Origin of the sequence: Arthrobacter sp. B10-11 (assembly GCF_033142195.1) — a bacterium.
Lineage (GTDB): Bacteria > Actinomycetota > Actinomycetes > Actinomycetales > Micrococcaceae > Arthrobacter > Arthrobacter oryzae_C.
In genome coordinates this window covers 446,698-458,817 of the sequence record NZ_JAWMTH010000003.1, presented here as the reverse complement: position 1 = coordinate 458,817, position 12,120 = coordinate 446,698, and the positions used below count along the sequence as shown (strand labels likewise).

7 protein-coding genes are annotated in these 12,120 nt (G+C 61.8%); 6 read left to right on the top strand and 1 reads right to left on the bottom strand.

Annotated elements, in window-relative coordinates:
- Positions 1-49: 49 nt before the first annotated feature.
- The gene (locus RW112_RS12000) at positions 50-2,167 is read right to left on the bottom strand and encodes a restriction endonuclease (RefSeq protein ID WP_317781953.1); all 2,118 of its coding nucleotides are present in this window, start codon (positions 2,165-2,167) and stop codon (positions 50-52) included.
- Between the two features lie 1,630 nt (positions 2,168-3,797).
- Here RW112_RS12000 and RW112_RS11995 point away from each other — a divergent pair.
- The 6 genes from RW112_RS11995 to pgsA all read left to right on the top strand — a co-directional run bounded on the left by RW112_RS11995 (position 3,798) and on the right by pgsA (position 12,112).
- The gene (locus RW112_RS11995; protein WP_317781952.1) at positions 3,798-4,298 is read left to right on the top strand and encodes a hypothetical protein; all 501 of its coding nucleotides are present in this window, start codon (positions 3,798-3,800) and stop codon (positions 4,296-4,298) included.
- A gap of 572 nt (positions 4,299-4,870) precedes the next feature.
- Positions 4,871-5,218, top strand: coding sequence for a DUF6504 family protein (locus RW112_RS11990; RefSeq protein ID WP_317781951.1), 348 nt, complete (start codon positions 4,871-4,873; stop codon positions 5,216-5,218).
- On the top strand, positions 5,215-8,715 hold the full coding sequence (locus RW112_RS11985) for a DNA polymerase III subunit alpha (RefSeq protein WP_317781950.1): 3,501 nt from the start codon (positions 5,215-5,217) through the stop codon (positions 8,713-8,715). Before RW112_RS11990 ends, RW112_RS11985 begins: the two co-directional genes overlap by 4 nt.
- Before the next feature lie 143 nt (positions 8,716-8,858).
- Positions 8,859-10,868, top strand: a complete 2,010-nt coding sequence (thrS, locus tag RW112_RS11980; protein ID WP_317781949.1) for a threonine--tRNA ligase — start codon at positions 8,859-8,861, stop codon at positions 10,866-10,868.
- 22 nt (positions 10,869-10,890) lie between these two features.
- On the top strand, positions 10,891-11,481 hold the full coding sequence (locus RW112_RS11975; protein WP_317781948.1) for an HIT domain-containing protein: 591 nt from the start codon (positions 10,891-10,893) through the stop codon (positions 11,479-11,481).
- On the top strand, positions 11,474-12,112 hold the full coding sequence (pgsA, locus tag RW112_RS11970) for a phosphatidylinositol phosphate synthase (protein WP_305941230.1): 639 nt from the start codon (positions 11,474-11,476) through the stop codon (positions 12,110-12,112). Before RW112_RS11975 ends, pgsA begins: the two co-directional genes overlap by 8 nt.
- The last annotated feature ends 8 nt before the right edge of the window (positions 12,113-12,120 follow it).

Sequence of the window (12,120 nt, the reverse complement as noted above, 5' to 3'; positions counted from 1 at the left end):
GGAGTCCTCACCGAGAGCCGTCTGAGTCACTAAGTTTCGAGTGCCAAAATCATGTAACTGCATCACTGTCCCGACGTTCTATCGCGTCGGCGAGTCCGCGGAGTCGGCGCGTCGCGGCTGACGCGTTACCGAGAACGTACGTTGCGAATTTTGGATCGTCTGCTGTCTCGACCATCCGCAGCGCGTCAATTTGCAGTTGCGACATGGTTTCGATCGCAACAACGATTTCTTCGACGCTAGGAGCTAGTTCAGTCTTACGTCCATCCCGAGAAATATCACGCGCGGAAAGCGCCTCTCCGGCCTCGCGCTCCTCCTCAAATAGTTTGGCGAGCACAAATGTCACGATATTCAGCTCTCTTTGGCGCGCCGCGAGCAGGTCGTCGAGTTCGGAGAGTCCATTAGGCGCAAGGAACAGTTGCCCAATCTCGAATGGTCGAAGTCCCAGAGCAATCGAGGTGTCGGCAAGATTCCCGAGTCGCTCAGCTTCCAGTAGCACCCACTCCCTCTGGGAGGCCATGTTCTTGATCGTGTCACCGCTGAAGGCGGGACCCACAATCGCGACAAAACTCGCATGATGACGATTTTTGTGCGTCTCAATCGCCACATCGCTGATGTCCGTGTGTGCGACATGACCCACTGATCGCGCTTTTGCTTCAACTATCGCCGTCATTCGCGAACCATCAGCACTGCACCAGCGAACGAGGACATCGGTGTCACCAGACCCACTGATCACACGAGCCTCGAACCCCATCGCAAGAAAGACGTCACGCACGGCATTCTCGAACGCTCGGCCCGACGCTTGTCCCGACGCAAGTGGTTCTCGTGAGAGTCTGGCCAGGTCACCGTTCAGGCCAAGTGACCTCACTTCGTTCACCTGCCTAGCAACCTGGGCAGGACCGCCGATTTCCACTCGGGCAGCGGGCACTTCCGCGAGAGGCAGTTCTGCCAGGAACGCATTCCCACGTGGCGTCGCTCTAAGGCTTCCGTATCGCGACTCTTCGATTAACTCGGTGTTAAGCAGAAAACTGGCAATCCACCGGCACTTATCTATGTTGAGTCCGAACAACGCCGCCTCGGAATATACTCCATTCCGTGTGACATCGTTCTCAACAGCGCGGATCATCTCACCAACGAACCGCATGTTCGCGTGGAGGATTCGGACGAAGTTCAGGTCGTCTCCTGACTCAATCCAAGCTCTTGCTGCCGGCGTTGCCTCAAAAACTCCCCGACCTACCTCCACAAGAATCCCTGAAGCGCGCATGAATGGCAGCATGGACTCCACGCTGCTCCTCCTCAGGCTGAAGGTCTGGCAGATAAACGCGAACAGTTCTTCTCGCCCTATTTTCTCCAACGCTGCGTTTATGATCGTTCTGAGATTCGCTACCTTGTTGGGACTCGATGGCGGACTCGGAACCCAGATGTTGTAGGTGCTGCGCGATTCATGGGTACGGGCTGATGTGGAGAATTCAGCGAGCAGTGCGGCGATCTCAGCAGGCGGATCTGTAATCTCGACGACCGGCTCTTGCTCTTCATCAAAGGCCTCGGGCGTCACGATCAAGCGGCCCTCAAGCAATGAGCGTCCCCGAGTAGTGATCTGCCATCGCCGGCTTCCCACAGGTTCGATTAGGCCAAGTACCTCTTGCCAATCCATTCGACTCCGAGTGCCGCCGTTGCTTTGCCACGAGGTCCTGTAAAGCTCCCGAATCCGCTCATCGACATCGTCGACTGTGCGTGGCTCGTCGGCGACTACGGACAGCACCTCTGAGAACAGTCGAATCCGATCAGCAAAGATAATGGCGAGACGTTCGGGCGTTGGATCGGACTCGAGCTCCAACCCCTTCGCGGCGAGCTCGAGTCCGGCTCCAGTGTTCTCGACCAGCCCAAGACCTCGAAGGAAGCCGTAGTATTCGCGCCACGTGGCGACGTCCGTCTTCGGAGGTGCGCCAACGTGGCGGGCCTGTAAGTCGACGGTGTTGAATGTCAGCTCAGGTTTTGCGTTCAGGTCAAGCGCGTGTTTCTCACCGACCTGCTCTATGAGTTGTAGAACAAGCGGGACCCATACACCTTTTCCACCGAGGAGGCCAGGGATCGAACCGGCCTGCCCACGCCAGAGCGCCCTCTGCGACGCAAGTTCGTGAGTCGCCGTTGACAGGCTTTCTGTGGTCATTGAAGAACTCTATGGGATTGTGAATGGTCTCTGTGCATCGAATCGCAGGAGGATAAATCCGACTTGGTATTGATTAGAGGTTTCGGATCTCGACCGCTGATCCTCCCCGCGAGCAGGCCGCCGGACAGGACAGCCATAGCCGCAAACTTCGTCATGAGTCGACTACTGGGTTAGTTGGGGGTGCGCGTAGGGGCCCATGTAGCCCCGCCGCGACACGTGCAGGAAAAAACTGCGGTTGCCGCTCTGGACCGTTTACCCAAGGGTTTCACTGCGCGGTCCAGAGCCCGGCTCGCATCGGGCGCTTGACCTGTTGGGCTCTGCCAGGTCCGGAGGTCGTCTACCGCTGGGCATGCATCGGAATCCATGCCCGTACAGTTGAATGGAGTTGCTCAAGATCTCGCAGGAAGGGGTGTTGACAATGTCAACACCCCTTCGCCAATGACTGGGACGAACTGGTGCCGGTTTGGCTCGTATTGGCGACGTTTTCTGGAGTTCCCAGTGTTTGCGGGGGCTGGAATGCAGTTCGAGTCCCACCTCGGGCACGCATGACCCCTCTTCAGAGGGGTTTTTGCTTTAACGTGTTGACATTGCCCCTGGCCGCCGTCTGTGCCTGGCGCCGCGGTCGCCTGTTAAGTTATGTGGGTGGCGCGATCAGAGCCCTGGCTGGTGGCCCCTGCGCCTGCTGGAATCTGGGTTCATGGGTTGTCCCTTTTGTGTTTCCGGTGGCCAGTTGTTGGCCGTCACTCATTCATGGCCAGGAGTTGTGGTGACGACATGACGAAGCCGACTTTTCCTTGAGGATCTTCCTCGGATAGCTGCTTGCTGCGAACCAGGCAGAGGCGCTGATCGCGAGTTTGTCCGGGCAAGGGTGTGTGCACATTGTGCACACGCTTGTGCACGGACGGCTTGTCGACCTGCTCTGCGTTCACCACTTCATGAAGTTCTCGTTTCAGCCGACATGACTTTGCTCGTGGAGCATCGGTGTCGGTGGACGCTCCGGGTTCAGCGGGAATGTTTCTGGGGCATCTGCGCTGGGGCATCTGACCCGGCGGCAGAGTGCAGGTGTGTGGGATCCGGACTCTTCTTCCGGGCACCCTTGGTTTGGTTGATCCGTCATGGCCGGTCCGTGTCTGAACGCGCGGCTATCGGGTGACTACCTGAGCCTGATCTTCAACGGCCATGGCGTGTTGGCGGGTGAGGATGACCGGAAATGGCCGGCGCATCTCGCGGCGGTCTTGGGTGCACGGAGTTTGTCCCGCAACGCGAGGGTTAAGAGACGTCGACCCGAGACAGGGTGAGGCCATTTTTGGCTGTGACTGGCACCGATAAATGGCGGTCTTTTGGCACCGATATATTTGTCACCCTGCACCCTGTAAGGGGAAACCTCATCGGGCTACGAGGCTGGGCCCCGGCGGTGTGCTCTGTTGAGTCAACGTACTTTCTGAATCCGGCTAGGTGCTTTTCCAGGAAGACGTACTGACCTGAGCGACCGCCCTGAGTTTAGTTCGCTCCCGTGAGTGACGCTTCAATGCCAGTTCTCGAACTGATGTTGGTGGTGCTGGTTCTGTGCTCAGGCAGCTGTTCCATCCCGAGTCTTGTGGCGTAAGGGAGTTTAGGGTTCGATCACTCTATGAACTTCGCCCGTATCAACACGAGCGGGATCCCAGACGACGTGCTTTTCCTGATCAACGTGATCGTCTTTGCGGTAATTATTCTCTGTGCTGCCCTGGTCGCAGTGACCCACCTGGTCGACAAGGCAAAGGAGCGTCGGCGGTCCAAGGATTATGCGCTCTATCCAAACTCCGAGGGACAAGAGAACCGCCGTGATCAGCGCCAAGCCCAAACAGGGGGACGTATGGACCACCGCTTCAAAGGATGGACAACCGATTGGGTTCATCCGACAGTCAAACGGGGCACCATTTATTGGACCGCGCAAGCGATCGTGTTCACGGCTGCTGCTGTCCTTTTCATTTTTTTCGCCCTACTGGATCCCACGGTTGAGCGGCTGTGGTGGGCGGGATTAGCTGGGATCGCCGCTGTCCTCGCCTGGTTCCTTTCCAGAAAGATGATTAGGGACCTCAAATACGAGTTTCGATATGAAGATGATGACAACGTCACAGACCAAGGCTGATGCTCATGCACAGGGCCTCGACTAGGGGCTGTGCATGAAGTTAGATCTGCGCTGCCGAATGTCTCGAATAACAACAGTATTTCGAGACATGGACGTCGTGTCGTGGAGGGTCGAAGGAATCTGACGACGGCCTAGTTACTTGCGGCGTACGACTTACTTGCGGCGTACGACCGGCAACTCCGGACGGATGCAGAGAACTCCGATGCGATCGCAATAGACCGAAGGCGACCCTTGCGCCTCGCGACCCCCCCGGTGGCCGGGGTCATGGTGACTTTTACCGGAGCCTGGATGGAGCCGGCGCCAGAACGATCGCGCACCGGGTGGAAGATGCGAGCGCACTCACACGGCGAAGAGATACGGCGGAGCCGGATATCCACGTGACGGGCGCAATGTTTCGCTGGGAGCGCTGACGGAGGAGGGGTCTGTAGGTTTTGTCCGGCCTCCGGCGTAGACTTGAGTTATTCGAAGATATGTTCGAAGGAATGATTTCACAACGAATCATTTCAGGTTTCTCCCTGCCGGCGGTGCGATCGCCCGTTGCGGGAAGGGGAGTGCAGTTCCGGGAGGCGCCGATGGGCTTGTTTAGCGAGGGTGTCGACGTCGTCTGCACGCCCGCGGGCCAGCCGTCCGAACTCACGTGGTCAGGGCGGCACTACACGGTCTGCGCCGAGCCCGTGCACTGGTATGAGCGCCGGCAGTGGTGGGTCGAGGAAACCCGGGCACCGCTGGGAACCGGCCCGGGACTGGTTGACCATGAGATCTGGCGCGTCCAGGTCCGGCCCGCAGATGCCAAGCCCGCAGATGCCAAAGAAGTATCCCAGCAGGATGAGACCCTCACCCTGGACCTGACCAGGAACACCGGCAGCGGGCGCTGGAGGCTGCTGCGGATCCACGATGCCCTGAGGCCGCAGTCAGCATGAGCTTCACCCATCTCCACGTATCCACTGCCTTCAGCGCCCACTACGGTGTCTCCTGGCCGGACGACCTCGCCCAGGCTGCCGCCGCAGACGGCGCCACGGCACTGGCCTGCACCGACCGGGACGGGCTATACGGCACCGTCAAGCACCTTAAGGCCTGTATGGCAGCGGGCCTGGATCCCGTCGTCGGGGTTGACCTGGCGGTCTATGACGACGACGGCGACCTCCGCACCCAGCTCGCGGGCCGCGTCGTCGTACTCGCCCACGGACACAACAACGGTGCCGGCTACCGCGCCCTTTGCCGGTTGATCTCAGATGCCCATGCCCGCACGTCCGGCAAAGCCGGGGGAGTGGTGCCCGTCGCTGTGACCCGCGCCGAAATTGCCTCCAGGGCGCTGCACCCGGAAACACTCGAGCCGGTGCTGACAGTGCTGGTGGGACCTGATTCCGACGTCGGCAGGGCAATGGGCGGACGCAGGTACCTCCGCCCCCGCACACTCTTCAAGCAATGGCTGGACAGTATGCCCCAGGGAACTGTGGCAGCTGAAGTGGTGTCACACCTCAGCGCCCCCGGTGAGCCGCTGAGCACAGCGCATGCGGTGCGCATGCTCAAGCTCGCCGCTGAGCACAGCGTTCCTGCCGTACTGACGAACGCAGTCCGCTATTGCGCGGAGGACGGCGCAGCTACGGCAGATGTGCTGGACTCAGCCCGTACCCTGAAATCGCTGCCCGAACTGACCGCCGAACCGCTGCTTCAGCCCAACGGCCGGGGGTGGCTGAAGTCATCCGCCCAAATGCTCGAGCTTGCCAAAGAGATCATTCATGCCGCGGGCTACGGCACCACCGACCTCACCACGCTGTTGGGCCAGACGGAGGCGCTCGCGGACCGTTGCCGGATGGACCCCGTCACGGACATGGGATGGAAGCAGCCGGTTGTTCCGGAAGCATCGGTCATCGGTATCGAGGGAGACCCCCTGCTGGAGCTGACCCGGCGTTGCGAAGCAGGCATCAGCCGGCGGTTCCCGGGCATTTCAGGCCGGGCCGAGGCGGAAATGCGGGCACGGCTGGACCACGAACTGCGTATCATCGCCAAACTTGGCTTCGCTTCCTACTTCCTCACTGTCGCAGAGGTTTCCCGGATGATCCTGGATATGGGGGTCAGAGCTGCGGCCAGGGGCTCCGGTGCCTCCAGCCTGGTGAACTACCTGATCGATATCAGCCAGGTGAACCCCCTGCAGCACGACCTCATCTTCGAGCGGTTCCTTTCCCGTGACAGAGCGACCCTTCCTGACATCGACATCGACGTCGAAAGCGCAGAGCGGCACAATGTCTACCGCCGGATCTTTGACCGCTTCGGGGCGGAACGCGTCACCCTCATGAGCATGCAGAACGGCTACCGCGCTCGCGGTGCCGTCCGTGATGCCGGTCTTGCACTGGGCATGGACGACGGCGATATCGGCGAAATCGCCAAACAGCTGTGGCGCTTTTCTGCACGGAATTTCCGTGAAGCCCTGGTGGAAAAACCCGAGTTGAAGGAGTTCGCCGGAAGGGTTGAGCAGCGCGATTTCGCGGAAAACCAGCAGCTCGACCTGCTCGTTGACCTGACCGAGAGGCTTGACCGGCTGCCGAGGCATATTTCCATGCATCCCTGCGGTGTGATTCTTGGTGATGCCACGCTGCTGGACCGTACACCTGTCCAGCCCAGCGGACTGGGCCTTCCCATGAGCCAGTTCGATAAACACGACATGGACCCGATGGGGATGCTCAAGCTGGACGTCCTTGGCGTCCGGATGCAGAGTGCCATGGCCTTCGCCGTCCGTGAGGTCATCCGGCTGCACCCGTCGAAGGCCGAGGTGGTGGCCGCCGGCGCCCATCCGGCAGGACCGGACGGCACAGGGCCGGACTTCATAGCGGCTGACGGACATATTGACCTCAACGCAGTGCCCCTGGATGACGAACCAACCTACGAACTGATCCGCAGCACCCACACCCTGGGCTGTTTCCAAATCGAATCCCCGGGCCAGCGGGAGCTGATCGGCAAACTGGCACCGCGGGAATTCAACGACCTCATCATCGACATTTCACTGTTCCGTCCGGGGCCGATGAAATCGGACATGGTGCGGCCGTTCCTGGAGCACCGCCACGGTTTTGCTCCGGAGGTCTATCCGCACCCGGACCTCAAGCCGGTGCTCCAGGAAACCCACGGGGTGACTGTTTTCCATGAACAGATCCTGAAGACCTTCGATGTCATGACCGGCTGCGGGCTCGCCCGGGCTGATGAATTCCGCAGGGCCCTGGGGAACGAGGTCCAGGAGCCGAAAGTGGAGGAATTTTTCCGCAAGGAAGCCAGGATGCGGCATTACACGCCCGACGTGGTGGACAAGGTCTGGGGGACGCTGAAAGCCTTCGGCAGCTTCGGCTTCTGCAAGGCGCACGGGGCTGCCTTTGCCGTGCCCACCTATCAGTCGGCCTGGTTGAAGGCGCACCACCCGGAGGCTTTTCTGGCTGGTCTGTGGGAGCACGATCCCGGCATGTATCCCAAGCGGCTCCTGGTGTCCGAAGCCCGGCGGCTGGGGATTCCCATCCTGCCCCTGGACATCAACAGGAGCCAGGCGGAGTACCGCGTGGAACGGGTTGAGTCCGGCCCCGACCGCGGCAAGCTGGGTATCCGGCTGAGCCTGAACGGCATCTACGGCCTCTCCGGCGCCGAACTCAAAAGGATCGTCGCAGGGCAGCCCTATGACTCGCTTGCTGACCTGCGTGCCCGCTCCAGGCTGAGCAGGCCAAGCATCAAGCGGCTTGCCCAGCTGGGAGCCTTCGACACCCTCCACCGGGAATCCGGAGGAGCCGCCAACCGGGCAGACCTCGTCCAGCACCTCCAGACCCTCCAGAACCGCCCCTCCAAAAAAGGCATTGAGGTCATCGAAGGCCAGCTGTCGCTGCCCCTGGGCGATATTGAACTCAGGAACCTGAAGGCTGAACTTCCGGCGCCCACCACCGTTGAGAACGTCAGGGCAGAACTTGACCTGATGGCTGTCGATGTCAGCGAACACCTGATGTCCAGCCACCGCCCCCTGCTCGACAGGCTGGGCGTCACCACGGCGGACAAGCTCCTGGGGCTCAGGAACGGCACCGAGGTGCTGGTGGCCGGGGTCCGGGTGGCCACCCAGACGCCGCCCATGCGTGGGGGGCGCCGGGTTGTGTTCATCAGCATCGACGACGGCACCGGCTGCGTGGACTCGGTGTTCTTCCATGAGGCCCAGGAGCTGGCAGGCCCGCTGCTGTTCGGCACCCGCCTGCTCCTGATCAGAGGCAACACCAGAAGGACCGGCCCCCGCGGGATCAGCATCAGCGCCACCATGGCCTGGGACCTCAGCCGCACCGAGACCCTGCCGTACCCGGAACTGCAATCCACTGACACCTGGGAACCTGCCCTCCAGGAACGGGGGCCGCTGCACGGAATCAGCCGGAACTTGGCCATCACGGGTCTTGGCAGCTGAACCGCAACTCCGGAAGGGTCAGGCGCCCGGGACGGCCGCGCCGCTTTGGTCGGCCTCTCTCCCAACCGATAGCATGGACGAGGCTGGCTGTGGTCCCCGTACGCCACAAGCTACGAAGCCTTAACTTTGAATAGGAGACACCCGTGTCAGATGCCCAGCAGATCACCCTCATCGTCGACGGCGAAGAGACCAAGGTGACTACCGGGACCACCGGCGCGGAACTCTTTTTTGAGCGCCGCGACGTCGTTGTGGCCCGAGTAAACGGCGAACTGAAGGACCTGGACCAGCCGCTCCCTGAGGGTTCGGAGATCGAAGGCGTCACCATCGATTCCCCGGACGGACTCAACGTTCTCCGGCACTCGACGGCGCACGTCATGGCCCAGGCCGTGCAGCAGCTGCGTCCTGACGCCAAGCTCGGCATCGGCCCCTACATCACGGACGGGTTCTACTTCGACTTCGACGTCGCCGAACCGTTCACCCCGGAAGACCTGAAGACCCTGGAAAAGATGATGCTCAAAATCATCAACCAGAACCAGAAGTTCGTCCGCCGCGTGGTGTCCGAGGATGAAGCCCGCGACGCCATGAAGGACGAGCCCTACAAGCTCGAGCTGCTGGGCAAGAAAAACAACGCCGCCGACGCCGGAGAAGGCGTCAATGTCGAAGTGGGCGCCGGAGACATCACCATCTACGACAACGTGGACCGCAAGAGCGGGGACAGCGTCTGGTGCGACCTGTGCCGCGGACCACACCTGCCCAACACCAAGCTGATCTCCAACGCCTTCGCGCTGACCCGGTCCTCGGCCGCCTACTGGCTGGGCAACCAGAACAACCAGCAGCTTCAGCGCATCTACGGCACGGCCTGGCCCACCAAGGACGCACTCAAGGCCTACCAGGAGCGCATCGCCGAGGCCGAACGCCGCGACCACCGCAAACTTGGTGCCGAGCTGGACCTCTTCTCCTTCCCCGACGAGCTGGGCTCGGGCCTTCCGGTGTTCCACCCTAAGGGCGGCATCATCCGCAAGGCCATGGAGGACTACTCCCGCCAGCGCCACGTTGATGCCGGGTACGAGTTCGTCTATACCCCGCACATCACCAAGGGGCACCTCTACGAAGTCTCAGGCCACCTGGACTGGTACAAGGAAGGCATGTTCCCGGCGATGCACATCGACGCGGAACTGAACGAGGACGGCACCGTGCGCAAGCCCGGCCAGGACTACTACCTGAAGCCGATGAACTGCCCCATGCACAACCTGATCTTCCGGTCGCGCGGACGGTCCTACCGTGAACTGCCCCTGCGGCTCTTCGAATTCGGCTCGGTGTACCGCTACGAAAAGTCCGGCGTGGTGCACGGCCTGACCCGTGTGCGCGGCATGACACAGGACGATGCCCACATCTACTGCACCCGCGAGCAGATGAAGGACGAGCTCACCACCACGCTGAACTTCGTGCTGGGCCTGCTCAAGGACTACGGCCTGGATGACTTCTACCTTGAACTCTCCACCAAGAACGAAGACAAGTTCGTGGGCGACGACGCCACCTGGGAAGAAGCCACCCGGACCCTCGCCGAGGTTGCCGAAGCCTCCGGCCTGGAGCTCATTCCGGATCCGGGCGGAGCCGCGTTCTACGGCCCCAAGATCTCCGTCCAGGCAAAAGACGCGCTTGGCCGCACCTGGCAGATGTCGACGATCCAGCTGGACTTCAACCTGCCCGAGCGCTTCGAACTGGAGTTCCAGGCCGCGGACGGCACGCGCCAGCGCCCCGTCATGATCCACCGCGCCCTGTTCGGTTCCGTGGAACGGTTCATGGGCGTGCTGACGGAACACTACGCCGGCGCGTTCCCGGCATGGCTGGCACCTGTCCAGGTCGTGGGCATTCCCGTGGCGGAAGCGTTCAACGACTACATGTTCGACGTCGTGGACCAGCTCAAGGCCGCAGGCATCCGGGCTGAGGTGGACATTTCCTCCGACCGCTTCCCCAAGAAGATCCGCACCGCCAGCAAGGACAAGATTCCCTTCGTCCTGATCGCCGGCGGCGAGGACGCCGAGGCAGGGGCAGTGTCCTTCCGGTTCCGCGACGGCAGCCAGGACAACGGGGTGCCGGTGGCCGAAGCCGTCCAGCGGATCGTCCACGCCGTCAGCAACCGGACCAGCTAGCAGACGCGGAATGGCAGGCGACGTGCAGGAGAACACAGGCGCTGGCGGGGGTTATCCGGACGACGGCGGTGTGACCGATGATTTCGGTCTGGCCGGAGTTCCGGACGCCTTCCAGCGCCTGTGGACTCCGCACCGCATGGCCTACATCAAGGGCGGGCAGCACCAGTTCAAGAACAAGGATGACTGCCCGTTCTGCGTGGCGCCCGCCCGCAACGATGAAGACTCCCTGATTGTCTACCGGGGACGCACAGCCTATGTGGTGCTGAACCTTTTCCCCTACAACCCGGGCCACCTGCTGATCTGTCCATACCGCCATGTTCCGGACTACACAGACCTGACCGTGGAGGAAACCGCGGAGTTCGCGGCACTGACACAGACCTCCATGAGGGTCCTGCGCAAGGTGTCCAACCCCGGTGGTTTCAATCTCGGGATGAACCAGGGCGTAGTGGGCGGTGCCGGGATTGCCGGCCACCTGCACCAGCACGTTGTTCCCCGCTGGGGCGGCGACGGCAACTTCTTCCCCATCATCGCCCAGACAAAAGCGATCACGCAGACGCTCGGCGAGGTCCGCCAGCAGGTCGCGGAGGCCTGGCCCGAGGACGAGCATGCTTAACCGGCACGCCCGCGGGTTCTTCACCGCCCTCTTCTCCCCGCTGGCCCGCTGGCTCCTGAAGATCGGCGTTTCGCCGGATGCGATCACCATCGTGGGCACGGCCGGCGTGGTGGTGGGTGCGCTGGTCTTCTACCCGTTGGGACAGCTGTGGTGGGGAACGCTGTTCATTACCGCTTTCATCTTCTCCGACGTCCTCGATGGAATCATGGCGCGGATGCAGGAGCGCGGCGGCCGCTGGGGCAATTTCCTGGATTCCACCCTGGACCGGGTTGCCGACGGCGCCCTGTTTGCCGGCCTGGCCATCTGGTTTTTCACGGGGGGCGCGGACCGCGCAATCGCCGTGGCCGCCGTCGTCTGCCTGGTGCTTGGCATGGTGGTCTCCTACGCGCGGGCTAAAGCCGAGGCCCTGGGCTTCCACGCCAACGTGGGCATAGCCGAGCGGGCAGAACGGCTGGTTTCGGTGCTTGTGGTGACGGGATTTACCGGAATCGGGCTCCCCAGCGTGGTGCTGCTGGCGACGCTCGTCCTGCTCGCGGCGGCCAGCCTGGTGACTGTGGTCCAGCGCATCGCCACCGTATACCGGCAGTCGCTGGAGGAGCCCAACGGAACGGCTTCGCAGCAGCCGGCCTAACCAGGGGT

Excerpts from the sequence above, each read along its gene's own strand:
- RW112_RS12000 (WP_317781953.1), bottom strand. The coding sequence starts at position 2,167 with ATGACCACAGAAAGCCTGTCAACGGCGACTCACGAACTTGCGTCGCAG.
- RW112_RS11995 (WP_317781952.1), top strand. The coding sequence starts at position 3,798 with ATGAACTTCGCCCGTATCAACACGAGCGGGATCCCAGACGACGTGCTT.
- RW112_RS11990 (WP_317781951.1), top strand. The coding sequence starts at position 4,871 with ATGGGCTTGTTTAGCGAGGGTGTCGACGTCGTCTGCACGCCCGCGGGC.
- RW112_RS11985 (WP_317781950.1), top strand. The coding sequence starts at position 5,215 with ATGAGCTTCACCCATCTCCACGTATCCACTGCCTTCAGCGCCCACTAC.
- pgsA (WP_305941230.1), top strand. The coding sequence starts at position 11,474 with ATGCTTAACCGGCACGCCCGCGGGTTCTTCACCGCCCTCTTCTCCCCG.